This window comes from Ahrensia sp. R2A130 (genome assembly GCF_000179775.1).
Lineage (GTDB): Bacteria > Pseudomonadota > Alphaproteobacteria > Rhizobiales > Rhizobiaceae > Pseudahrensia.
Window position 1 is genome coordinate 1 of the sequence record NZ_AEEB01000047.1, and the last position, 24,741, is coordinate 24,741.

Genomic DNA, 24,741 nt, shown 5'->3' on the forward strand with positions numbered 1-24,741 from the left:
CACAGGCGGCAACTACAACACGGATGAAGATACAGCGGTCGCGCTTACGGGCCTTACCGGTGCGCTGACGGACACTGACGGTTCCGAGACGCTGACCTATCGCGTGACGGGTGTTGATCCTGCTGCATCCTTCACCACCGGCACGGATGCTGGTGGCGGAGTGTGGACCTTCACCAAGGCCGAGCTCGACGCTGGCCTGACATACAACCCACCGCCACAGGCCGACGGCACCTTCAACATGGTGCTCGAAGCAACCGCAACCGAAGACGAAGGCGACACAGCCTCAAACACAGCTAATATTATTGTAACCGTGGCGCCTATCCTGGACGCACCTAATTTGGTGGCGGGTTCAAGTTCAGCGAACGAAGACACTGTAATCGCGCTGGGCAGCGACATTGATCTGACTATCGATGACCTCGATGGATCGCAAACACTGACTGTAGTTCTGGATGGAATTCCGGCTGCATCAATTACGTCTTTCAACGGCGGTTTGCCTGGGACAGTAACGCAGACAGGTCCTGAACAGTGGACCTTCACGGGCACGGCTGCCGAGACCAATGCGTTGCTGGACTCGTTCACGGTGCAGCCGCCAGCCGATACTGACGACAATTTCATCGTCGCTGTTTCTGCGACAACTGTTGAAAATGGTGGAGCAACGGCAACGTCCAACGCCAACCACACGGTCACGATTTCGGCTGTCGCCGATGCACCTAACCTGTCCCAGATAGCTGCTGCTACAGGTGATGAAGATACCGTCATCGATATTCCGATCACTGTGGGCCTCAACGATACAGATGGTTCCGAGACATTGGATTTCGTTTTGATTTCCGGCGTGCCAGCCAGCGCAACATTCGCCATCGCTACCACGGGCAGCGCGGTCGCTGTGGATGAAGGCGGCGGCGTGTGGCGCGTGACGGGTCTGACAGCGGATATTGTGTCGACCTTGGCCACTGGCGTTACAATTTTGCCAGGCGCCAACCTTGGCGACGACATTCCGTTGACCGTTACTGCTCAGTCCATCGAATCCAATCCAACACCGGGCGGAGAGATCGCTGTGCTGACCGCGCAGACTGTTTTGCCGATAGTCGTTGACGTCATTCCGATTGCTGATGTGGTGTCATCGACCGGTGGCAGCTATGCTGGCGAAGAAGACACCAATATCGCACTTACTGGGCTCGCTGGTAGCAGCATCGATACGGATGGTTCCGAAGTCGTAACCTTTGAAATTCAAAGCGTACCCATCGGTGCTTCCTTTGTTGACGCTGGCGGAAATCCTGTTGGTGTTAACGCGGGTGGTGGCGTGTGGGAGTTCACTGCCGCGCAGATTGCTGCTGGCATCAGTTTCACACCGCCGTTCAACACCCATGGTACCTACAATCTGATCCTTGAGGCGACAACGACAGAATTAGGAAACCCTGCCAGTTCGCAGGTTTCTACAGCGCCCATCGAAATTGTGGTCGATGCACAGGCTGACCGACCGAATATCACAGGCAACTCTAACGGGTTGGAAGATACTGCGATCAACTTTGGTGCCAGCTACAACGTTTCATTGTTCGATACAGATGGCTCTGAATCGCTCACCTCAATCACAATTGAATTGCAGGGCGGACAGACGGCGACGTTTGTTGAAACGTCCGGTGCAACGGTTGCTGTGAGCGGCACAACATACACAATCACAGGGCCGGAAGCTGGTCTGCAAGACACATTGGATACGTTTAGCCTGACGCCGCCTGCGCAGTCTGATGTTGATATTCCGGTGCGTATCATTGCCACAACAGAAGATGCCGACGGCTCTACCAATTCACGTACCAGCAACCGTAACATTCGTGTCCGCGCTGTTGCTGACACGCCGGATGGTACTGCGAACAATATCTCCGGCCAGGAAGACATGGCCATCGTGCTCAATCTCATGGCCATCGACAGTGTTGACACCGATGGGTCTGAAATTTTGTCCGTGAGGTTGTTCGATCTGCCGGCTGGTTCTGTGGTTGGAGGCAGCACTGCTGGTGGGGTGGAATACATGCGCTCTGGCAATGACTGGATCGTTACGGCGCCCGATACAGCTACACTCAATGCTGCCCTGTCCAGCGCAACATATACGCCACCGAACGATTTTTCCGGTGTGGTTTCGGCCTCTATGGAAGTGATCTCGACTGAGTCCGCAACTGGCAACCAAGTTGCGGTTCCAACGGCAAGTGTCGTGCGCACCTTCGATATTACAGTCGCGCAGGTGGCTGATGCGCCGGAATTGCGCGTTACAAATGCGACAGAGGGGGCTGCGGGTCTTGAAGATACGCCTATCCGTCTTGTTGTCGATATTCGTGCCGGTGATGATGACGGATCAGAATCGATCACGAACATCACTATTTCCGACATTCCAGCCGGCGCAACTATCGTTGATGCTGCTGGCAACCCGTTGGGTGCATTGCAGGGCGATGGCACTGTCATTTTGACCGGTGCTGAACTGCCTCAATTACATGTCTTGGCTCCAGCTGATTCAAATGATGACTTTCAGCTTTCAATCGCAGCGACGGCTACAGAAAACCCTCAGGGTCTACCCGGCGACGGGGATGCAGAAATCGGCACAGCCACAATCGATGTGGCGGTTATCGGTGTTGCTGACCCTGCAAATATCACTGTAGCTCCCATCATTTCCGATGAAGACAACGCCATACCAATTGGCGCTGCGATTACCGGTGGCTTGTCTGATACAGATGGTTCGGAGAGTTTGTTCTACGTTTTGACCGGCCTGCCTGCCGGGATCATTCCGTCCGTTGGCACCTTCATCGGTTCCGGTTGGCAGATCTCGGCTACCGACATGGCAAGCCTTACAATCCAACCGCCTGCGAATTTCTCAGGCGATTATATCGCCGAAATAGCACCGGCTTTGCAGATACGTGCCATCACGCAGGAAAATGACGGGGACCAGACATCGGTTACCGTTCCACTTTCTATAATAGTCAATCCGGTTGTTGATGCGCAGTCGTGGAATCCTAGTGCGCAGGTGCTGGAAGACAATGACATTCCGCTTTCCGGAGCAGCGCCTGCTGGTCTCGTTGATGATGATGGTTCAGAGCAAATCGTTTCATACACATTCAACCTCTCCAATATCGTAGCTGCTGCTGGTATTGGGGCCACTGTCACTGACACGGCTGATTTCATTGCGAACTTCATCAATGGCACTTTCACGGATAATCTAGACGGCACCATTACGGTGCTGCCGGGAAACCTTTCAGGTGTGTCGTTCGATGCCACAGCATTCCCGGACTCAAATCGTGATTTCGGGGTGCCTCTTGCGGTTGAGTTCTCCGATACGGCAGGCGGGACGGTCGTTACATCAGTGGTGAATGACGTGTTCGCTGTTGACCTGGTTGGTGATGCCGATCTGCCAACCGTGTTTGCCGATGACTATACAGGCGATGACAACACTATCTTCGCTCTTAACCCTACGGGTATCGAGTTCGGTGGCACGACTTCTGATGTCGATGTTGCTAACGGCCAAGCCCAGTCTGAAACGATTTATTACATCGTCTCAGGTCTGCGCGACCCAGGAACACCAATCTTGGCATTTGTTGATAGTGCGGGTGATCCGATTGGTCTGAACAACCAGGATGGCACTTGGTTGCTTACGCCTGCAGAGATTGCCGACTTGAACGTGATTACGCCGAGTGGGGAGTCTGGAACGGCAAATCTTACACTGACCACGGTAGCCACGGAAAATGATGGTGATCAGGCGACCAACGCAACCACATTTACCATTGATATAACTGCGAACGGCGTTTCTGGCACACCGATTGAGCCATTGCCACCAATTGTGACCGTTAGCCCGATGACTGTCGGTGAAGATGGAACACAGGTGGTTTTGGTGGATGTCCAGCCGGACCCCGCCGATCCGTCCACATCGACGCCATCTATTGCGGTTGTTCTAACGGGCATCCCGGCAGACGCTACGGTGACCGGTGCATTCTTCAACCCAACCAACAACACTTGGGTTACAGACGCTGCCACGATTTCTGCTGGCAATGTGACGATTGCACCTGCGGCAGACTACTCAGGACCTATAGACTTCACCGTTACAGCTACTGCGACAAATAATGAACAACAGCAGGCTTCGGCGTCGAATGTTCCGGTCAATATTGATGTAGCACCGGTTGCTGATGGCCCTGCGATTGCATTGACTTCCCCTGGTGGTGGCGAAGATTCTGCAATCGATCTCAACATCGGTTTGTCTCTGCAAGACACTAACGGCCTGGTGCCTGAGCAAATTCAGGATCCGGTGGTTATCACAATTCCTGTCGGCGCTTCTTTGTCTGCGGGTACGAATACTGGTGGAGGTGTTTGGGAACTGACACAGGCAGAGCTTGCCGGGTTGCAGATTACGCCAGCCGCTGATGACGACACCGACATCAGTGTCACTGTTCAAGCAACCAGTGTTGAACCCGCCAATGGTGACACGCGCACGACGACGGAAAATCTGACGATCCCTGTTACTGCTGCTGCGGATGCCGCCATCGTTACGGTGGCGGATTCCACCGGCGATGAGGACACGGCAATCACGCTGACGGGCTTGTCTGCAACCTTATCGGACACTGATGGATCGGAGGTTCTATCGACCACGTTGTCCGGTGTGCCGGAAGGAACGATCCTGTCTGCAGGTTCCAACAACGGTGACGGAACATGGACAATTGATCCTGCGGACTGGGCCGGGCTGACACTCACGCCGCCAATGAACTATTCAGGCACAATCGCACTCGAACTGGTCGCGTTTACTTTGGAAAGCACTGGTCAAACATCGGAGACGCGCGAAGCCTTTACGGTTACAGTTGATCCTGTGGCCGACGGAGTGGTCTTCACGGCATTACCGCAGAGCGGTGATGCAGGGGCGCCAATTGCACTCAACCTCGACCTATCACCGGGTGATGAGACAGGTAATGCGGCGGGCGAAAATCCTTCAGAGCTCATCACAGTTGTACTGACCGGGGCAGTGGATTTCGTTGCAACATCGACTGGTGGCTCACTTGTGAAAACCGGTGCCAACGAGTGGACGTTCAGCGGCACGGCTGCAGAAGGTAATTCACTCGCGGTCACGTCTTTCGGGGATACGACCGATTTCGACCTGGGGGTCTTGATCAACGCAACAGATGGTGCTTCGGTAGGAGCAGCTGTTGCTGCAACTATACCTATTACCGTCACCAACGCCGGTGGGAATTTCACTGGTACAGTTGCGTCTGAAACACTAACAGGCGGAGCAGGTGCAGACCTGATCGCTGGCGGTGGAGGGAGTGATATCCTGACGGGTGGCGCGGGTGCTGATCTGTTCACTTGGGCTGTTGGTGATACTGCAGGCGGTGCTACGGACACGGTTACGGATTTTGCTCTCGGTACAGATGTACTCGACCTCTCAGAGTTGATCTCGGCATTCGATCCGGCAACCGATGTGATCTCGGACTTCATCTCGCTCAGCGAGAGCGGGGGTGACACGACCGTTCAGATTTCACCGACCGGGACCGGCGGTCCTTTAGACGACGTTGTCGAGTTGACGGGTGTGTCTGGAACTGACCTTGCAAGCCTTATAGCTGCTGGATCATTGGTGGTCTGAAACTGAAGGGGACATCGTTTTTGATGTTTCATTAACCGCGATTAACTCGGGATTAACCATAAATGACGCATTCCTCTCGTTGAGACCAACTCTCGGTCGAAATGGGCGGAATGCGACATGGCACATAAAACACGGCGTTTAATACAACCAATTTCAACCGTTCTTCTAGCAGGCTTTCTTGTTGGCTTGGCGGGTGCCGGTACGGCCAGTGCAGAAAGTCTGGCCACTACCGCCCGTGATGCTGTTTCCTATCATCCCGACGTAAAAGTGCTTCAGGCCAACCGCGCTGCAATCGGCGAAGAGCTAGTTGCTGCCAGAGGCCTAGCTCTGCCAGGTGTGCGCCTTGAAGGCCGTACTGGTGGTATCGTCGACCGAACTGGCCGCCAAGGCTACAGCGAAGCGTCGGTCAAACTGCGTCAGCCACTTTACGACGGCGGCAAATACCGCTCCGAAACAGCCCGTCAGACTGCCCGTGTCGGTTCTGCTGATGGCCGTGTTGAGGATACAATCAACACCGTCGCGCTGAACGCTGTACAGGCATATCTCGAAGTCGTGCGTTCCCGTCGCGTGGCGCAACGCGCCCACCGCAATCGCAAAGCTATCGCTCACATCGTGTCGCGTGTCCGTAGCCGTGTCCGTGGCGGTGCTGGTAACCAAGCTGATCTGGAGCAAGCGCGTGCGCGCCTTTACGCTGCTGATAATTCGGTGGCGACCGCTGAAATTCAGGTTTCCGACGCGCTTGATCTCTTCCGCACAGCCGTTGGCCGTGAACCGGGCAAGCTTCGCCAAGACGATCTGCCGACGTCGAAATTGCCGCGTAAATTGCACGGTGTCTTGTCATCGGCCCGCGATGCCTCACCCAAGCTGATCGCCATTCGTTATGATGCTGAAGCTGCTGCCGCTGCGGTCGGTACCGCAAAATCTGTATTGCTACCGCAGGTCGCGCTGGAACTGTCTGCAAATTACAAAGACGATATCACCCGTCTGACCAACAAATCGAAAGGGCAAGATTCGCTTAAGGCGATGGTTGTTCTGTCCATGAGCCTCTACAATGGTGGCATCGATCGCGCCCGCATTCGTGAAGCTAGGCACCGTGCCGTTGAAGCTGAGCAGCAGGTTGGTTCTGCTCGCGTCAGCATCGAACGCGAACTGCGCCTGGCTTGGAACGCCTGGAAAGGCTCCACGCGTAAAGTTGGCCATCTGACCAAACAGTCTAAAGCCAATCGCCGTCTGGTTCGTCTGCGTCTCAACCAGTATGATTCCGGCCTCGCCACTTTGATTTCCATTCTTGATGCACAAAACGAAGCTTTCGTGTCGGGCGTTCAGGCGACCAACGAGTTCAACGCAGGGCGCTTCGCATTTTACAAGCTTCTTGCTGCCACCGGTGGTTTGGCCCGTACCTTCAATATCGAAAGCTAGACACGTGAACCCCGCGTCGACCAAGAGCGACGACGCTGTGCAGCGCGCCATGGACCCGATTGCTGCCGTCGCTACATCAGCGGGAGCTGCCTACACCGGAGATCACCGACACGCGATAACCGAAGCGTCGTTGCGTTCGAGCTTGCCCGATCTTGGCAGTGATCCTGATGAATCACTGCTGAAAATTGCTTTTGAGATGGCAGGCGTCGCTGGCCGCTGGCGTACCGTCGAAGCTGAAAAGCTTCGTGACGGTGATTGTCCATTCGTTGTCGTTTCCATGGCGAATGGTGCGGTTGAATGGCATGTGATCACCAGCGTGGCTCATGCAGGCCTAGCCACGCAGCGACTGCGTGATGGTTCATTGGCTCCTATCGCATTGGGACAGCTCGCAACGGGAAAAACACTTCGCGGTTGGTCAGTATCTGTGCTGGATGGGCCTAAACGTAGCGAAAGCAACCGAGTTTCCAGTGCTTCGCGTTTGAAGGCGTCTTTTTGGCCTGCCAAGCGCATACTTCCTCCACTGATCCTTGCCACCTTTGCGATCAATATTCTCGCGCTGGCCATCCCGCTTGCGACGATGAATATCTTTGACCGTGTTATTTCAAATGCCGCATTTGAGACCTTGTGGATGCTGGCTGCTGGGGTCGTAATGGCGTTGCTGTTCGACTTTGCTTTGCGGTCGTTGCGAGCTTCTGTTCTTGACCGGTCGTCTGCGCGTGCTGATGTGTTGGCCACGAATGGTGTCTTTGGACGTATTTTGGGTGCGCGGATGAAAGCTCGACGCATGGGTGTTGGCGCACAGGTGAATGGCCTGCGCGAACTCGATACCGTGCGTGAATATTTCAATGCTTCAGCCATCGCCACGTTGGGTGATTTACCGTTTGTCGCGCTCTATCTCTTGGTCATCTATCTGGTCGCGGGGTCGCTGGTTGTCGTGCCGTTGATTGCGGTTCCACTGTTTTTGATCACGGCACTGCTCATCCAGCTTCGCTTGCGGCGTATCGTAGAAGGAGCGTTCAACGACACCGCACATAAGAATGCGGTGGCAACCGAAATTCTGTCAGGCATGGAATCTGTCAAGCTTGCAGGTGGTGAGAGATGGGCCGCCGGTCGCTGGGAGAAAGCGGTCGCCTCACAGTTGAACCATTCACTGGCCGTGCGGTTTTGGACGAACCTATCCCTGCATCTCATCACTTTCTTTCAAGGTGCGGTGACGATCTCGCTTCTGGTCATCGGTGTTTATGCCGTGACAGCGGGTGATATTACTCCCGGTGCATTGTTTGCTGCTAATCTTTTGGCATCGCGTTGCCTTGCACCACTCGTTGCGGTTTCCGCGCTCGTGGCGCGCTGGACGCAGGTGAAAATGGCGCGTGATGTCGTGAATCAATTGGCGACGATGGAAAGTGAACGGCCTACAGAACGTAAGCTGGTGATACCAACTGCCCCCGTTCGCGGATTGAAATTAAACGATGTGGCCTTCGCCTATTCGGAAGATGCGCCCACTGTTTTGAATGGCGCTTCACTATCGATTTCGTCTGGCGAAAGGATCGCTGTGATCGGTGGTATTGGCTCCGGCAAGAGCACGCTAATGCGACTGCTGAGCGGTTTGGAAATGCCCACCGCAGGACAAGTTTTGGTCGATGGGCTGTCGAGCACAGATATGGACCTTGATGCGTGGCGTGGCCTTATCGGTGTTTCGCCACAGTCGCCTGCATTTTTTGCAGGCACTGTTCGTGAAGCCGTCGCTATCGGTCGTGAAACTGATGACGCAGCGATTATCAAAGCGCTGAAACTTGCTGGTGCTGACGTTTGGGTTGCCACAACCGGAATGGGTTTGGATACGCCAATCGGTGAACGTGGTGCTGGCCTTTCCGGTGGCCAATTGCAGACACTGGCCATCGCCCGAGCCGTATTGGGCAATCCCGAATTGCTGCTGTTAGACGAACCCACAAGCCATATGGATGGTCGCAGTGAAGCAGCTTTTGCAGCACGCCTTCAGGCTTTGCCACACCGTCCAACAACCATCACCGTGACCCATCGCCCGGCAATGATTGATGCTGCCGAACGGCTGATCGTTATGGAACGTGGTTCCATCATTCTCGACGGGCCACGGGCAGATGTGCTGAAGCAATTGCAGCAGGTGGTTAAAACGCGAACGACGGCGTCCGTCAAAGTGCAGGCTGCTTGATATGTTTTTACGTTCGAAGAACTCCGGCTCCGAAACACTATCTCCCGTGAGCGCCGACCTGCTGCGCCCGCGTAACGGCCTGTCTATCGCGTTGATCTGTGTGCTGGTGGGAACGTTGGCAACGGGCGTTGCATGGTCCACTCAAGCTGCCATGGTCGAGGTATCTTCGGGGCAGGGTAGGGTTATCCCATCAGGCCGCATTAAGTTGGTGCAAAACCTTGAAGGCGGCATCGTTCAAGTCATCCATGTCGATGAAGGCGAACGGGTGAATAAGGGAGATTTGTTGGTCTCTATTGACCCAATCGCGGCTGGTGCTGTGCTGGCAGAAAACAAAGCTGCTATCCGTGAGATGGACGCTGCGGTTCAATGGCTCACTGCGTTACTCAAAGACCGAGAGCCGCAATTTGCGTCCGCCGATGATACTGGTCATCAGCAATTATTGGATCGCAATCGAACCGAGTACCATTCTGTGCTGTCGGAACAAAAAGCCACGCTGAGATCCATTGCCAAGCAGGCAGAACAGAAGCGTTTGGAACTGTCTGAAACTCAGGGTCGCCTGTCCAACACAAAAGCTGCGCTGGTCGTGGCTAACGAGCAATACGGCATGATGGCGAAGCTGCGTAAAAGCCGTGCCGCAAGCCGTGCCGATGTGCTGACCGCTAAGTCCCGCAAGGTGGAACTGGAAGGCCAGCGAGACGCGATGCAGCTGGCTGTTCCCCGTCTGCGCGCTGCGATCTCCGAAGCAGAAGCCCGTCGGGAAGAACAGGTTGCGCGGTTCCGCTCGCGCATTTCCATGCGATTAAACGAAGTGTCTGCGAAACTTGCATCCGTTCGTCAGTCTGTCGCCGTCGATGTTGACCGCGTTAGCCGCGCTGAACTGCGCTCGCCTGTCAACGGCATCATCAAAGTGCTGCATGCCAACACCATCGGGCAGGTGGTCAAGCCTGCTGAGAACATCGTTGAAATTGTGCCAATTGAAGACAAGCTCTTGGTCCGTGTAGAGGTGTCTCCAAAGGATATTGCCTTCCTTCACCCCGGTCAGGAAGCAGTCGTGAAACTGACGGCTTATGACTACGCACTTTACGGTGCGCTGAAGGGTAAGGTGGTGCGTATTGGCGCTGACTCTATCGTTGATGACCGTGGCGACACCCACTTTCCCGTCGATGTCCGCAGTGATGTGAACTGGCTTGAAAGCGGCGAAGAACGCCTGCCGATCCTTCCTGGCATGGTGGCGACGGTAGATATCGTGACCGGTGACAAGACTGTTTTCGATTACATCACCAAGCCCATCCACCGCACAGCAACAGGCGCATTTGGCGAGCGTTAGACTGCTCTATCTTGGAAGATTTTTGCCATTTTGTGGACGAGGCCAGCGTCTTGTCCACCTATGAGAAGATATTGGAATTCGCCGCTCGACCAAGACGCGGCTTCCATACCTTCCATGTTTTCAACGGTCAGCTTTGATGGTTTCTCGCCATTGCGAAGAATACAAAGGGCGACGGGTACGCCACTGTTTGTGACGAAGGCGAACTGCGCCAACGCATTTCCTTCAAAGCCTAAAATTTGCGCCCGTCTGTATGTCAGATCGCCTGCCTGTTTTAAATCTGAGAGCGCGACTGGCTTTCCGATAACGCTACTGACACGGGCCAGTTCGATGTTTAATTCTGCATCGCTGCGTTCGATCGCAACAAGTGTATCGCTGGTGTAAAGCGCTTGATAGGCCGCCACATATTCCATCCAGTTAGCGGGTCTGTCGTTTGCGGTGAAGCGGCCGACAAGCACGCCCATCACGAGGCAAGCGGCCAACGCAGTTGCGGCGGTCGCAACTCCAAACGACCGGGAAAATGACTTTGTGGAAGATGCATCTGTAACGAACAATGATGGCGCAGCTTTGGTAGGTGAAATGCCATCGAACACGACCGCAACCGCGCTTCTATCCACGCGTAACGCTTCGATGCGTTCAGCCAACGCACCGTCCAATTTCGCTGCTTGGGTGATATCGTCGATGGGGGCGAATTCGGCTTCACCATCCAGCCACGCGGTCAGTTGTTCGTCGCTATAGTGTCGATTATCAATCACTGCATTTCTTCCTGCTTGGAGAAGATGTGGGACAGTTGTTTTCGAGCTGCCGCCAATCTGCTCATGACGGTGCCAACCGGAATTTCGATAATGTCTGCAGCCTCGCGATAGCTGTGTCCTTCGACATAGACAAGAAAGACGGTGCTGCGCTGCGCCTCCGGCAAACTCATCACCTCCCGCCAGACGTCTTGTCCAACTACTGATGCTTCCGGATTGGGGCTAGGGTCGATGAGATCTGCGTCTTCAATGGCGATGTGCCCGGCTCCTGTTCGCACCTTGTTTTTCCTCACCTCATTGATCCACAACCGTTGCGTTAGCCGGAACATCCACGGAGCGAACTTGATTGCCGGATCGTAGAGCGCCGACTTTTCTATGGCTCTCAAACATGCCGTTTGCGCCAGATCATCTGCATGCTCACGGCTACCTGTTAGCGCGACGCAGTAGCGCCACAGCCTTGGGTAGAGTTTTGAGATGCCTTTGCGGACAGCTCGGCCTCGGGGCGAAATCGACCAGATGATGAAGTCGGCCTCACGATAAAAATATAGGTCGCGCAGTGTTGCCAGAAATTTGCACGAACGGCGAACGCAATAGCACGATGTAACTTGAAACCTTCGTGAGTGCGCTCGTGGTCGACACCGGCTGGTTGCCAGCGCCGACCAAAAGCAATTTGCTTACTTCTCGAATACCATGCGCACCGCAACGGGTGTCACCCGCGTGATGCCGGGCAGCTTTGCCAGTTTCATGAGGGTGTCGATACCTTCGTTGATGCCCAGATCTTCAGTGGACACCATGATGAAATCGGCATTGGCGACCAGCACCCGATTTTCAGTTAATCGGGCTACGATCATTTCGGCATCAAAATCGTTTTCAGCGCCCAGGAATTTCAGGGTTCCTGTGACTTCCATGATGCTGGTGTCACCTGGCTTGAGGTTTTTCATCTCTTCCATGTCGAGCTCGCCAGTGATAGTTGCTGTAGCTTTGCCTTCCTGAAAGACCAGTTTACCCATACGCTCGTTGCGAATGTCGATATTGGTTTCGACGGAGCTAAGATCAATGTCGATACGAAGTTCACCTGCTTCGCTCACAGTGCCGGAAACCTTGTTGAAGTGATGCACTTCGCCGGTTTCATTGCTTTTGATGGAGCCAAAGGCAATGCGGGAACTGTCGTCGACGGACGTCCAGTTGGCGTGGCCACCAGCGTGTATCGGCGCAGTGATTGCCATTGCGAAAAGGCATGCCGTAGTGGCGGTTGTGCGGATTATGCGTGAAATTGTCATTGTGTCTGTCCTCCCGATAAGGTTGGCGTAATGCCTTCCTAAGGAGATGACACTTCAGCGTGCCGTTTTATTCGGATGTTCTAAGAATTATTATGAAATTTGTTCTGCTTACTAACTCGCTCCGATTTTATGGGTTTGTTCGCCAGCAACGAGGCGGTGCGTTTTCGGCAACGGCGCGCTGCTCGATAAGCACATGACCTGCCAATATTGTCTGCTCTATCTTCGGCCAAACAAAAATCTCAGTACGCGTCGAATTGCTGCAAACTGGATAAATCGCCAGTCTACTCCTGCTTGGACGTCAGAATTAAGGAAGCTCTATGTCTGTTCTCACTCGTCGTTCGTTTTCCCTCCGGTCAGTTGCACTTGCAGGTGCGGTCACTCTGGCGGCATTGCTGCCCGCCCAAGCCGCCGACACTGCGGTGAAATTCACGCTGGACTGGAAATTTGAAGGGCCGTCCGCTGGCTTCTTCCTCGCACTCGACAAGGGGTATTTCAAAGAAGAAGGCCTCGACGTCACAATCGATTCCGGCGCTGGTTCGCGGGAATCGATTCCACGTGTTGCCACCGGTACCTACGATCTGGGCTTTGGCGATATCAATGCGTTGGCCAAATTCCTCGACGAGGACGTGGCTGCCAAGGTGAAAGCTGTGATGGTCGTTTATGATCAGCCACCATTTGCCGTCATAGGTCGTAAGTCGCAGGGCATCACGTCCGATCCAAAATCGCTGGAAGGCAAGACGCTTGGTGCCCCGCCACCGGATGCTGCATTCGGCCAGTGGGCAGCCTTCAAAGATGCTGCCAAAATTGACGATTCCGCAATCAAGATTGAATCCGTCGGCTTCCCCGTTCGCGAGCCTATGCTGGCACAGGGCAAGGTCGATGCGATCTTCGGCTTCGCATTCTCATCCGTCCTGAACCTGAAGGCCAACGGCGTGCCCGCAGACGATATCGTGCCAATCATGATGTCTGAAAACGGCCTCGATCTTTATGGCAACGCGATCATGGTCAACACCGATTTTGCCGAAGCAAACCCCGAAGCTGTCAAAGGCTTCATCAAGGCTTTGACCAAAGGTTTCAAAGCGGCAATCGCAGACCCTGCAGAGGGTGTTGCCGCGGTATTGAAACGCAACCAGATCCTGGATGCCGATATTGAAGTCGAACGTCTGGGTATGGCGAATTCCATGAACATCAACACCGTCCACGTTCAAGAAAACGGCATGGGCGACATTGATGCTGACCGCATGAAAGCGTCTCTTGGGCAGCTTGCTACATCTATGGGCCTCAAAGGTAACATCACCGCAGAGCGCCTTTTTGATGCGCAATATTTGCCAGCCAAAGAAGACCGGATGCTCAAGTAGGCGCGGTCGTTCTAGGCCCATCGACATGTGCGGTGAACTTGTAAAAATCGACGCAGTCGACATGACCTATGGTGGTCATGGTGGCGGCTCTGGCACAAAGGCTGTAGCGGGTCTGAATATGGCTGTTGCGGCAGGTGAATTCGTGGCCGTGGTTGGACCCTCCGGCTGCGGTAAGTCGACACTCATGAAGCTCGTGACCGGCCTTCATATTCCCGAAGTCGGCACCATTACTGTTGCCGGAGACCGGGTCACCAAGCCCATTTCAATTGTCGGCATGGCTTTTCAAAATCCCACAATGCTGCCTTGGCGCACGACGCTGGACAACGTCTTGTTACCGCTGGAAATTGTGAAACCGCACCGATCGCGACTGCGCGCCAATAAAGCAGAATACGTGGCAAAGGCTGAAAACCTGCTCAAACTTGTCGGGCTGGAGGGTTTTGGCGACAAGTTCCCTTGGCAGCTTTCTGGCGGCATGCAGCAAAGAGCAAACCTGTGCCGCGCACTTATCCACGAGCCTGCCTTGTTGATGCTCGACGAACCGTTTGGTGCGCTGGACGCTTTTACGCGGGAAGAGCTGTGGTGTGTGATCCGTGATATTCACGCCAACACCGACGTCACCATCGTTCTCGTGACGCATGATTTGCGCGAAGCCGTTTTCCTTGCCGACCGTGTGCTCGTCATGTCGGCCCGTCCTGGTCGCATTATAGTCGATCGTACGGTCGAATTTGAACGTCCACGCCAACTCGACATCATGTATGAGCGCAGCTTCTCCAATGTTGTATCGGAACTGCGTGAACATATCGCTGAAGCGCGTGTGAAAGTGGGCGTATGACCGAACTAGCCGTCTCCGATGAACCGGACGACGCAGCTATCGCTGCCGCGCGTCGCCAATCCGGCATGTCGCCTCTCATGCTCACGCTGATGCCATGGTTGGTGACCATCGGGTTTTTGTTGGTTTGGGAATTTTCGGTTTGGGCGCTCGACGTCGCGAAATTTATCCTACCAGCACCAAGCGTCATCTTTGGCGCTATCGTACAATATTGGCCAGCCATCTGGTCGAATTCGCTGCAAACGCTCTACACGACATTGCTGGGCTTTGGCCTTGCCATCGTTTTCGGCCTTGGACTGGGTCTGGCCATCGGTTGGTCAAAAGCCGTTTATGCAGGGCTCTATCCATTGATGATCGGCTTCAATGCCATTCCCAAGGTCGCGGTTGTGCCAATCCTCGTCATCTGGATGGGCATCGGTACCGGTCCTGCGGTCGTCACAGCTTTCCTGATCGCCTTCTTCCCCATTGTCGTGAACGTCGCCACTGGCCTTGCCACCATAGAGCCGGAATCCGAGGACGTGTTGCGTGCCCTTGGGGCATCAAAGCTCGATGTGATGTGGAAAGTCGGCATTCCACGCTCGATGCCTTATTTCTTCGGCTCATTGAAGATCGCGATTACGCTGGCTTTCGTAGGCTCCGTTATTGCTGAAACCATTGCGGCCAACAGCGGCCTTGGCCACCTCATGCTGGCAGCCCAATCGCAATTCAACGTACCGTTGGTTTTCGCAGGCCTCGTTATGCTCGCCATCGAAGGCATCGCGATGTACGCCGTCATGGCCTGGATCGAAGGCCGCACCACCGGGTGGGCGCACAGGGGCGGCGTGGCCTGAGATAACTCGAGCACTAACTTCAGGTGAACAGAAAATGACTGAAGACACATCTATATCTCAGTATAGCCTGCGTATGCTGGCCAGCTAGTCGTCGCGATAGATTATGGGCACCGTGTCACTGAGGAAGCCAATATGGCAAAGATGATCGCTGCTGCTGCATGATGGGCTGCCGCTGAAACTTGCACCCATCTCGCGGAATATGGTTCTGGGCTATATCGGGCAGCACGTTTTAGGTCTGCCTCGCAGCTATTAGCCTTCAGCGGTCGTGACTGCCGTTTCGACCTCGTTGATCGTGCAAGAACTCGGTGGTTCAGAATCACAAGTAAGTGAGATTAAGGGGTGACCAAAAAAACCTCCGGCCGCCCCTTGGTTATTTTATGCGAAGTCTGCTTCCAGATCGATCACTTCATTGGTGAACTGGATCTCTTCGAAGGCGTAAAGAATGTCGTGGGTATCCTCGGCAGTGTTCCAGACAACAATACCTTCGTTGTCGAATGTGCGATCCCAACCATAGCTAGAAGAGGCGCCATCGATGACGAATGTGTCCGTCTTGTCGGTACCGGTCTCATACTGGGTCCGGGTTGGGTCGTCCTGTACGACGACACCGCCATCCGGGCCTGTCTCCGTTTTGAGTTCAACGCTTTTGTCGGCGAAGGTAATTTTCTCAAAATCGTATAGCAGGTCGTGACCTGTCGGTCCCCAGACGACGATGCCTTCGCCGTCTTGTGTTGCTCCCCATCCGTAGTCGGACGACTTTCCGTCTATAGCAAATGTGTCGCTGTCGGTTGTTCCGGTTAGATACTGTGTCTCGTTGGGAATGTCGTTGACGACATTGCCTGGTTCTTCAACACCCTTGCCATTAACCTCGAAGGTACCGCGCACGAAGTCTGGCCCTTTCCAATCGAGCTCCATGGTTGCGAAGCCTTGCTGCTCGAAGTAGCGCGCGTCCAGTGTGTGGGTGCCTGCGTCGAGCTGGATGGTAGCCTGTTTTTCGACATCAGCGTGAAGGCCGTCATTTGTGATGATCTGTTGGCCATTGATGGACAATGAGGAACCATCATCGGAGTTCAGGTAGAACGTGTACTGCCCCGCCTGAGCGACGGAGAATTCGCCGTTATATTTCGCCGCAAACTTGTCGGTGGGGCCGCCATCGTAGAACGCACCAGCAGATCCGGCCTCTTGGATTTTCGTGATGGTTTCCGTGAAGATCGGAGTGCCGTCAAAATCGACGTCGTCGAGCTTTTCAGCATCTGCGGCGAAATATTCGACATTGATCGTCCCATCGACCGGATCAAGCGCACCGGGTTCGCGGTAGAGCGCCAGCGTCGGCTCGACGGAAATGATCGGCGCAACCGACGGCACTCCTGCATCGTCGATAGCGAACAACATCCAGTTGCCTGCGCCAACAACGTTGGCGTTATCGGGCAGGGATACTTCGACGGTTGTCCCATCAATGATCTGGAAATCAAGGTCCATACGGCCCGATTCCATGTTCATGGAGTGGGTCACGGCACCGGTTTTCACGAAAGACAGGCGAGCGAGGTCGGATGTGTCGTCCATCTCGATGGTGAAGCTGTCACCCGGCTCCAGTGATTCCGGAGCGGCCAGCACTTCGGGACGCTCAGCCAAAGTGCCGTCGTCATTGTAGAGGTAATCCGGCGTGTAGACTTGTGCATCCATAAAATCGACAGTGCCGTTCAGGCCACCGCCGCCCATGGACACGATCGTTCCGTCGTTTAGCAACATGCTGGAGGAGTGGTAGAGGCGCATAACGGCTTCTGCGTCGGCTTCGGTCACTTCACCGGTGAATGGATCGAAGATGACGGATTCCAAAATCGCCTTGTTCGGGTCCTGACTGTTGCCTTCTTCGGTGCCGCCGTTGATGAGCACGCGGCCGTCAGCCATCACGGTCATGTCGGAATTGTTCCGGTCACCGCCTAGATCAGCGACCTTTTCGAAGGTCGGCGTATCGGCGTTGATGTCCATGGTCCACAGGTCACCATCATCGGCCATGATGATGATCTTGCCGACATCATACATCGCAGAAGGTGATGCGACGTCCATGTCGAAAGGCAATTCGCCGATCTGGCGGATGGAGCCGTCACCGGACGGATCGAGCGCCATGACTTCTTTCGTGCTGCCGTTACCGGAGCTTGCGTTCTGATTGCCAGCGCTGATCGCAAAATAAACAATCTCGCCATCATCGTTCACCCAACTGCGCGGATACCACCAGTTGGCACCGAGGTCATTGTCCTTGGCACCGTCCAGCGTGCGCCAGCCTTCGCCGAGCGTGAAGATTTCAGGCGTACCGCGAAGATCTGCATTGCCGTTGCCGCCCATTACGACGACCTGACCGCTGGAGAGCGATACGACCGACGGGTAAAAACGACCGTTCGCCATATCGTTGGCGCCCTCTTTGACGAGTTCCATATCCGATAAGTCGAAAATCTGACCACCGGCTGCACCGCTACCATTGCCGCCTGCAATCAGAACCTTGTCGGTGCCCGGAATGACGACACCAGCGCCGCAGAACATGCGCACGAAGTGATCTGCTTCAAGGATTTCATGTTCGCCCGTCGATGGATCGAACACACCGTATTTCTGCGTGTTGGAGAAAGCGTTGCCGTTGCCGTCGCCTCCCCAATACAAAACTCGACCATCTTCCATCATAACCTGATGGATCCCGATGATCGTTGTGTCGAAAACGTTGCCCCAGTCACCCGTTACCGCATTCATGGCTTCTCTCCGTTGTTATGGAGCGATACGTGCGGTGTTCGTAATTCCAACAAGGCTGCTGCCGCATCATTGCCGGAATGAAACAGCCGCAGTGCCGTCCCCTTCTGGTTCATCGCCTTCAGCAGAAGTGTTTCAAAATGAAACAGGCTATATCTGCATCAGGCCCTTGCAAGGAGAGTTGCAAGGTATGTGCCAATTCTAGTGGGCGTTATCACGCGACTTATATTTTTGCATCGAGTTGCCAGAGGCAATCATTATTCACAGTTGCTCGGTTAGGGTCGTTCCGAGAAGACATGCCTTTATAAACCTGAGCTAGAGCAGACCGTCCGGCATTTTCTGTTCGCTGGCTGTATTGGCGCGGCGGAAATAGAGCGTGATCAGCGTCGATACGATCACGATAAACAGGGAATAGAGAACGGGCACGGCGTTGATCGCTTGTTGCTCGGTTCCTGTGAACGTGAATGCGATGATCGCAATTGCGAGCGGGCCGTTTTGAATGCCTGTTTCAAGACCCACCGTGCGTGCATTTCGTGGATGGAGCTTCAAAGCTTTGGCAAATAGGTAGCCGGTCGTTATGCCGATGAGGCCGATGGCGATTGAGGCAACATAGGTAGCCCAACCGGTTTCCATGAGAAACGCAAAGTTACGTGGAATCCAGGAGACGATCAGAAACACGATGAAGAAGATGGCGAGCATGGAACCCATGAATTCTGTCACCGCACCTATATTGGCGTTCAGTTTTCGCAAACCCATGCCGATCGCGACCGGGACGAGAAGAAGGACAAGGGTTGCGATGATGTTTTCGCGTGGAATATCTACGTCTAATGCACCAGCATAAACCACGAGCACGATGGGTATGAGCAGCACACCAAAGACCGTTGATGTGACCGTCATCAAAACGGATAGCGCCAAGTTGCCCTTCGAAAAATAGGTGAAGATGTTCGACGTGGTGCCGCCCGGCATACACGACATAATCAGGATGCCGATCTTAATCGGGTCTGACACGGGTAGTGTTATCGCCAAGAGAAAGCCGATGAACGGCATGAAGCCGTATTGCGAGATGACACCAATCATCAATCCGTAAGGCCGCTTCAAAGCCAGCATGAAATCACGTGGTGTGAGCGATGCGCCCATGCCCAGCATGATGACGAAAATCATCAATGCCAGAATTGCCTGTTCGAACTGTCCGACCATTTTGAATATTTACCGTAGAAAAGAGGGGAGTCTTAAGCGGCGTTGCGCGCGGCGAGTTCTTCGTTGCGAAGATCCTTGCGTAGGATTTTTCCGACGTTGGATTTCGGCAAATCTTCGCGGAATTCGACCATTTTTGGCACCTTGTATCCTGTGAGATGGTCCTTGCAGTAAGCGCGGATGGCATCGCTCTTTAGAGATTGATCACTGAGGACCACGTAGGCTTTCACTGCCTCTCCTGATGCGCCGTCTGGCACGCCGATGACGGCAGCTTCAAGAATTCCTGGATGGGTGACGAGGCAATCTTCGATCTCGTTGGGGTAAACGTTGAAGCCCGAAACGAGAACCATATCCTTCTTGCGATCAACGATGGAGAAATAACCGTTAGCGTCCATTACGCCGATGTCTCCCGTGAGCAACCAGTCGCCGAGCATGGTTTTGGCTGTCTCTTCTGGCTTGTTCCAATAGCCCTTCATGATCTGAGGTCCACGAGCGGCAAGCTCTCCTGCTTCGCCCTGCGGCACTTCTTTGCCTTCTTCATTGAGGCAACGAAGCTCGGTAGACGGCACTGGAATGCCGATGGAGCCGGCGCGTGTTTTGCCCAAGGGATTGAACGTGATGACTGGTGAAGACTCGGTTAGACCATAACCTTCAAGCACCGGCTTACCTGACATTTTTTCCCAGCGTTCCGCCACGGAGCTTTGCAACGCCATGCCACCGGCGGATGCGAATTTGAGATGCTTGGGTGGAGAATCTTGGAACCACACCTCGTTGCTCAGGCCGTTGAACAGTGTGTTCACGCCGCTCATCCAAGTTATCGGATAATTCTCAAACGCCCGTTTGAGATTTTGAAGTGGGCGCGGATTGGGTATTAGGATGTTGCGCGCACCAAGATAGTAGAAACCGAGTAGGTTCACCGTGAAAGCGAAGATGTGGTAAAGTGGTAGCGCGGTGAGCGCGACTTCCTTGCCTTTTTCTACGCCGCTGATCATTTCCATGGCTTGTTCCATGTTCATCATCAGGTTGCTGTGGGTCAGCATCGCGCCTTTGGAAACACCAGTGGTGCCGCCGGTATATTGCAGGCAGGCGACGTCGTCGGCCGATAGCTCCGCGCGATAATCAGCAACCGAAATGTTGGCGGTGGACTTTGCCTTGCGACCCGCATCGACAGCATCCGGGAAACGGGTGTGAGGCACGGTGATCGGTGCCAGCGTTTTGTCCCAATGCTTCTGCACCAATCGTACGATGCCGCGGGGCATGGCGGGGAAGAATTCCGCTACCTGCGTGACGATGATGTTGGGAACAGGATGAGCCTTGAGGGCTTCTGCCAGTTTTTCAGAAAACACATCGACCACAATCAGCGCCTGTGGTTCGGCGTCGTCGAATTGATGCGCCATTTCTTCGGCGGTGTAGAGCGGGTTGACGTTCACCAACACGCAACCGGCCTTCAAAATGGCGAAGGCAGCGATAGGGAACGAAAGACCGTTGGGCACTTGCAGTGCAACACGATCGCCCTTTTTCAAGCTGCACGTTTCACGTAAATACACAGCCAATGAATCTGACATTTCTTCGACCTGACGGAACGTCAGTGTGCCGTTCATGCCGTTCGGCAAACAGGTCGTGAAAGCCGGTTTCTTGTCATACATCTGCGCGATGGCGCTGATCATATCACCGACCGTGCGGTATTGCGCCTTTTCGATTTCAGTACGTACAGACGGGCCATAAAATGCCGTCCAAGGGCGAAGATTGTCGCTCATGGTTCCTCCCAGAATACGCGGAAAGTAGCGTAAAATCTTACCTTTACAAGCGAATTAGAGATGTAACCTGTGACTGATAGTTGTAATCTATCGAGTGAACGCGATCTTCGTGATTTTTAATCGGTTATGTCGTTCGCAGAAGACACTGACACTTTTACATGCTCGAACCAGAAGGTGACGGACGTTTAAGCCTGACAGATTGTAGGGAATTTATTTGATTGGCAGAAGAAGATCTCAACTCTGAGTCACCGGATCACGGTTGATATCGTCACTAAATTTAGTTTTGGCCGGAGTGACCTCATTGGTTCAAAGTTAGGAGAGAATGCTTCCATAAAATCTGGGGCTGTACAGCAATTGAAACGCCCTTGCTGTAGCTGAAAAATTGATCGCGGCAGATTTTCTGTTCTGTAAAAAGACCTGCCTAGACCAAATCAGCCAAGGTCGTACGGTCTAATTCCTGACGCATACTGCGGCTGGCGCGTTTGAGCGCTTGGTCGAGGCGATCATCGAGACGACCGGCAATTTTACAGGTGTGAGTGTGGGCGTCTTCGGTTTCAGGTGGCGCTAGCGCTGCATGGATATCACCCAAGGTGATTTCGGCAGGCCCTCTGGTCAAAGTCCAACCTCCGCTGCGCCCACGTGCTGACACGCACAAATCGGCCCGTCGCAGCACACCAAGAATGCGTCGCACCACCACAGGGTTCGTGCCAGCACAGGACGCCAACTGCTCACTGGTCATGGGTTCGCCAGCCGATGCCGCGATATGGCCCAGCGTGTGCAAAGCAACGTTCAATTGAGAATTTGTCTTCACATCAATCGCCCGTAAAACCCAAAACGGCCTCTATTGTAATTAAATTTGTTACGACATACCAATATCGCGCCTCTCCCCAATACAGGATTTATCCCGTGCAAGCACCAGTCATCGCTATTGCCGCCATTGCAGCGCTAACCATTGGCGTTGTCCCGCTCTATGCTGAAGATAAGCGCGAACTCGATAGCCATGAACATGGTCACGTGAAAATGGAAATCGCGATTGAGAAAAACGTGATGACCATTGCGCTGGAAGCCCCCGGTGAGAGTATCGTAGGTTTTGAATACGCTCCCAAATCCGATGAAGAGAAAGCAGCCGTCGACGCTGCCACCAAGCAGCTTTCCGATGCAGGCTCTGTGTTCACCTTTCCAGACGCCGCAGGTTGCACCGTAAAATCGTCTGATGTGGAACTTCATCAGCATGGTGATCACAATGAATTTGAAGCGTCGTATACGTTCAATTGTTCTGACATGGCGGCGCTCGGCAGCATGGAAACCAATCTCTTTGCGCTCTACCCATCCATTGAGGAAATCGATGTGGACTACGTTGCGCCGGGCGGACAGGGTAGTGCTGAACTGGAAGCGGATACGCCAACTGTCACGTTTGCACCGGCCAGCTAAATCGCCAATGCTGCCCCAATTATGAAAAGACCATGAGACGACTGTGATCCGGGCCAGCGAACCGATGCCAGCTGCAAACATAAAGCCGACGCTTGCCATGAGCAGCGTCGGTTTTACCTACCCGTCAACGGGCTTTGCCATGCAGATCGACCGGTTTGACCTTGGCGTTGGCGAACGTGTTTTTCTGCGTGGACCATCGGGTTCCGGCAAGACAACATTTCTGTCGCTCGCAACGGGTTTGTTGGCAGCTGACACTGGCGAAATCTCCATCACCGGACAGCTCATGCCCAAACGGGCTGCTGGCCGCGATGCGCTGCGTGCGGGTGCAATCGGGATCATCCATCAGCAATTCAATCTGCTGCCCTATCTCGACACGCTGTCCAACGTCCTACTGCCGCTGGCCTTTGGCCGTGCGGCGGAATCGAAAGACAATATCGACGATGCCCGCGACCTTCTGGAGCAACTGGGCGTGCAGGCGCATTTGCACAATGTTCCGGCCCGCGCGCTATCGGTGGGGCAGCAACAACGCGTTGCCATCGCCCGCGCGCTGCTTGGTAAACCTGCCCTCGTGGTAGCTGATGAACCTACCAGCGCATTGGATGGTGAAACCCGTGACGCCTTCCTCGATGTTCTCTTCACCTGCGTCGATGATGCAAGATCTTCGTTGCTGATGGTCAGCCATGATCCCGTTATCGGCGAACGGTTCGAGCGAGCCATTGATTTGTGTGACGTCGCGCAAATTTCAATGGGGCAAGCGGCATGAGCAAACTGCGTCTGCTGCTGCGATTGGTAGTTGCCTCGCTTTGGTCGCGCAGGCTCGCAGTGCTGTTTGTTGTGCTGGCCGTCTCAGTCTCTACGGTTCTTTATCTCTCCGTCGAACGCCTGCGGGTAGGTGCGTGGCAAAGCTTCTCGTCCACCGTTTCTGGCACAGATCTCATCGTTGGCGCACGCTCCGGTGGCGTGCAGTTGATGCTTTACTCTGTCTTCCGCATTGGCAACGCCACTAACAACATCACCATGCAATCCGTCCGTGATATTCAAACCATTGCAGATGTCGCCTGGACTGTGCCGCTGAGCTTGGGTGATTCCTATCGCGGTTACCGCGTGGTCGGCACCAATGATGCCTATTTCGAACGCTACCGCTATGGTCGGGACCGCAAGCTGGAGCTGGCGCAGGGTGCTGCGTTTGGTGATTTGTTCGACGTTGTGCTCGGCTCTGAAGTGGCTGACGCTTTGAACTATGTGATCGGAGATCGCGTGGTGGTCGCGCACGGGTTGGGTCGCGCAGGACTGGTAACCCATGATGATCTGCCGTTCACCGTATCGGGCATTCTTGCGCCCACCGGAACGCCGGTGGATCGCTCGCTGCACGTGTCGCTGCCGGCGATCACCGCTATCCATGTGGACTGGTCCACCGGTGCCCGTGCCCGCAACACAACACCTGCTGATGTGTTACGCCAACGTGCTGCTGCAGGTGAATTGGAAGCAGAGGCCATCACGGCATTGCTGGTGGGGATGAAGAGCAAATTATCAGTCTTTCGCACCGCCCGCGCGATAAACGATTACCGGCAAGAACCGCTGCTTGCGGTGCTGCCCGGTGTTGCGCTTCAGGAGCTATGGGGCGTCATCGGCACAGCAGAACGGGCGCTGTCGGCGGTGGCCTTCATGGTCGTGCTCACCTCTATTATTGGTCTCGTGGCAACCATTCTGGCAACACTGGAACAGCGGCGGCGCGAAATCGCCATTCTGCGCTCGCTGGGTGCAAGACCGCTCGTTATTTCTGGCCTGTTGGTCGCTGAGTCCGCGCTCGTAACGTTGGCGGGCCTCGTGCTTGGCGTGCTTATCGTCACCATTGCCACACCTCTTGCAGCAGGGTGGTTGCGGGCAAACTATGGTCTTGATCTGCCGCTCACGTTATCTTCAGGCGACATTGCGGTTCTTGCTGCTATTCTTGCGTCCAGCATAGTCGCCGCATTGCTGCCCGCCTGGCGTGCTTACCGTATGAGCCTGGGCGAAGGTTTGGGCGCGACAACCTAAGCAGCCTGCA

The 24,741-nt window shown here is 54.5% G+C and carries 17 protein-coding genes; 10 read left to right on the forward strand and 7 right to left on the reverse strand.

Features of this window, described 5'->3' with window-relative positions; genetic code table 11:
- The 4 genes from R2A130_RS16900 to R2A130_RS16915 all read left to right on the forward strand — a co-directional run.
- A partial coding sequence (locus R2A130_RS16900) for a type I secretion C-terminal target domain-containing protein (protein ID WP_009465418.1) occupies positions 1-5,599 on the forward strand: 5,599 nt, incomplete at its 5' end.
- 117 nt (positions 5,600-5,716) lie between these two features.
- Positions 5,717-7,018 (forward strand): TolC family protein, encoded by a 1,302-nt coding sequence (locus tag R2A130_RS16905; protein ID WP_009465419.1) that lies wholly within the window; start codon positions 5,717-5,719, stop codon positions 7,016-7,018.
- A 4-nt stretch (positions 7,019-7,022) separates the two neighbouring features.
- Complete coding sequence (locus tag R2A130_RS16910; protein ID WP_009465420.1) at positions 7,023-9,206, forward strand: ATP-binding cassette domain-containing protein; 2,184 nt, start codon at positions 7,023-7,025, stop codon at positions 9,204-9,206.
- Position 9,207: 1 nt separating this feature from the next.
- Complete coding sequence (locus tag R2A130_RS16915) at positions 9,208-10,533, forward strand: HlyD family type I secretion periplasmic adaptor subunit (protein ID WP_050786211.1); 1,326 nt, start codon at positions 9,208-9,210, stop codon at positions 10,531-10,533.
- Here R2A130_RS16915 and R2A130_RS16920 read toward each other — a convergent pair.
- From R2A130_RS16920 to R2A130_RS16930, 3 genes are read right to left on the reverse strand one after another with little or no spacing between them, the layout of a single operon-like run.
- Positions 10,530-11,285 carry a hypothetical protein gene (locus R2A130_RS16920; RefSeq protein WP_009465422.1) on the reverse strand — a complete coding sequence of 252 codons (756 nt, stop codon included), beginning with the start codon at positions 11,283-11,285 and terminating at the stop codon, positions 10,530-10,532. The genes R2A130_RS16915 and R2A130_RS16920 overlap by 4 nt on opposite strands.
- On the reverse strand, positions 11,282-11,935 hold the full coding sequence (locus tag R2A130_RS16925) for an RNA polymerase sigma factor (RefSeq protein WP_371179403.1): 654 nt from the start codon (positions 11,933-11,935) through the stop codon (positions 11,282-11,284). The genes R2A130_RS16920 and R2A130_RS16925 overlap by 4 nt, the downstream gene beginning before the upstream one ends.
- Before the next feature lie 21 nt (positions 11,936-11,956).
- On the reverse strand, positions 11,957-12,562 hold the full coding sequence (locus tag R2A130_RS16930; protein ID WP_009465424.1) for a YceI family protein: 606 nt from the start codon (positions 12,560-12,562) through the stop codon (positions 11,957-11,959).
- 317 nt (positions 12,563-12,879) lie between these two features.
- Between R2A130_RS16930 and R2A130_RS16935 the strand changes: the two genes are divergently transcribed.
- From R2A130_RS16935 to R2A130_RS16945, 3 genes are all read left to right on the forward strand, one after another.
- Positions 12,880-13,920 (forward strand): ABC transporter substrate-binding protein, encoded by a 1,041-nt coding sequence (locus R2A130_RS16935; protein WP_009465425.1) that lies wholly within the window; start codon positions 12,880-12,882, stop codon positions 13,918-13,920.
- A 25-nt stretch (positions 13,921-13,945) separates the two neighbouring features.
- Positions 13,946-14,752: an ABC transporter ATP-binding protein gene (locus R2A130_RS16940; protein ID WP_009465426.1), complete on the forward strand. Its 807-nt coding sequence runs from the start codon at positions 13,946-13,948 to the stop codon at positions 14,750-14,752.
- Between the two features lie 65 nt (positions 14,753-14,817).
- On the forward strand, positions 14,818-15,579 hold the full coding sequence (locus R2A130_RS16945; RefSeq protein ID WP_040306505.1) for an ABC transporter permease: 762 nt from the start codon (positions 14,818-14,820) through the stop codon (positions 15,577-15,579).
- A gap of 375 nt (positions 15,580-15,954) precedes the next feature.
- On the opposite strand, the gene R2A130_RS16950 is transcribed toward R2A130_RS16945, so the two are convergent.
- The 4 genes from R2A130_RS16950 to R2A130_RS16965 form a co-directional block, all read right to left on the reverse strand.
- Positions 15,955-18,315 (reverse strand): galactose oxidase-like domain-containing protein, encoded by a 2,361-nt coding sequence (locus tag R2A130_RS16950; protein WP_009465428.1) that lies wholly within the window; start codon positions 18,313-18,315, stop codon positions 15,955-15,957.
- A 312-nt stretch (positions 18,316-18,627) separates the two neighbouring features.
- Positions 18,628-19,509: a bile acid:sodium symporter family protein gene (locus R2A130_RS16955; RefSeq protein ID WP_009465430.1), complete on the reverse strand. Its 882-nt coding sequence runs from the start codon at positions 19,507-19,509 to the stop codon at positions 18,628-18,630.
- Positions 19,510-19,541: 32 nt separating this feature from the next.
- Positions 19,542-21,263: an AMP-binding protein gene (locus R2A130_RS16960; RefSeq protein WP_009465431.1), complete on the reverse strand. Its 1,722-nt coding sequence runs from the start codon at positions 21,261-21,263 to the stop codon at positions 19,542-19,544.
- 421 nt (positions 21,264-21,684) lie between these two features.
- Positions 21,685-22,074, reverse strand: coding sequence for an Rrf2 family transcriptional regulator (locus tag R2A130_RS16965; protein ID WP_009465432.1), 390 nt, complete (start codon positions 22,072-22,074; stop codon positions 21,685-21,687).
- A 95-nt stretch (positions 22,075-22,169) separates the two neighbouring features.
- On the opposite strand from R2A130_RS16965, the gene R2A130_RS16970 reads away from it, so the two are divergent.
- From R2A130_RS16970 to R2A130_RS16980, 3 genes are all read left to right on the forward strand, one after another.
- Positions 22,170-22,694: a DUF2796 domain-containing protein gene (locus R2A130_RS16970; RefSeq protein WP_009465433.1), complete on the forward strand. Its 525-nt coding sequence runs from the start codon at positions 22,170-22,172 to the stop codon at positions 22,692-22,694.
- Positions 22,695-22,791: 97 nt separating this feature from the next.
- Complete coding sequence (locus tag R2A130_RS16975) at positions 22,792-23,457, forward strand: ABC transporter ATP-binding protein (RefSeq protein WP_211098071.1); 666 nt, start codon at positions 22,792-22,794, stop codon at positions 23,455-23,457.
- On the forward strand, positions 23,454-24,731 hold the full coding sequence (locus R2A130_RS16980; protein ID WP_009465435.1) for an ABC transporter permease: 1,278 nt from the start codon (positions 23,454-23,456) through the stop codon (positions 24,729-24,731). The genes R2A130_RS16975 and R2A130_RS16980 overlap by 4 nt, the downstream gene beginning before the upstream one ends.
- Positions 24,732-24,741: the final 10 nt, after the last annotated feature.

What these genes read in the sequence shown, in the direction of transcription:
- R2A130_RS16935 (WP_009465425.1), top strand. Translation starts at nt 12,880, where the DNA reads ATGTCTGTTCTCACTCGTCGTTCGTTTTCCCTCCGGTCAGTTGCACTT.
- R2A130_RS16945 (WP_040306505.1), top strand. Translation starts at nt 14,818, where the DNA reads ATGTCGCCTCTCATGCTCACGCTGATGCCATGGTTGGTGACCATCGGG.
- R2A130_RS16975 (WP_211098071.1), top strand. Translation starts at nt 22,792, where the DNA reads ATGAGCAGCGTCGGTTTTACCTACCCGTCAACGGGCTTTGCCATGCAG.
- R2A130_RS16980 (WP_009465435.1), top strand. Translation starts at nt 23,454, where the DNA reads ATGAGCAAACTGCGTCTGCTGCTGCGATTGGTAGTTGCCTCGCTTTGG.
- R2A130_RS16955 (WP_009465430.1), bottom strand. Translation starts at nt 19,509, where the DNA reads ATGGTCGGACAGTTCGAACAGGCAATTCTGGCATTGATGATTTTCGTC.
- R2A130_RS16940 (WP_009465426.1), top strand. Translation starts at nt 13,946, where the DNA reads ATGTGCGGTGAACTTGTAAAAATCGACGCAGTCGACATGACCTATGGT.
- R2A130_RS16915 (WP_050786211.1), top strand. Translation starts at nt 9,208, where the DNA reads ATGTTTTTACGTTCGAAGAACTCCGGCTCCGAAACACTATCTCCCGTG.
- R2A130_RS16950 (WP_009465428.1), bottom strand. Translation starts at nt 18,315, where the DNA reads ATGAATGCGGTAACGGGTGACTGGGGCAACGTTTTCGACACAACGATC.
- R2A130_RS16930 (WP_009465424.1), bottom strand. Translation starts at nt 12,562, where the DNA reads ATGACAATTTCACGCATAATCCGCACAACCGCCACTACGGCATGCCTT.
- R2A130_RS16905 (WP_009465419.1), top strand. Translation starts at nt 5,717, where the DNA reads ATGGCACATAAAACACGGCGTTTAATACAACCAATTTCAACCGTTCTT.
- R2A130_RS16960 (WP_009465431.1), bottom strand. Translation starts at nt 21,263, where the DNA reads ATGAGCGACAATCTTCGCCCTTGGACGGCATTTTATGGCCCGTCTGTA.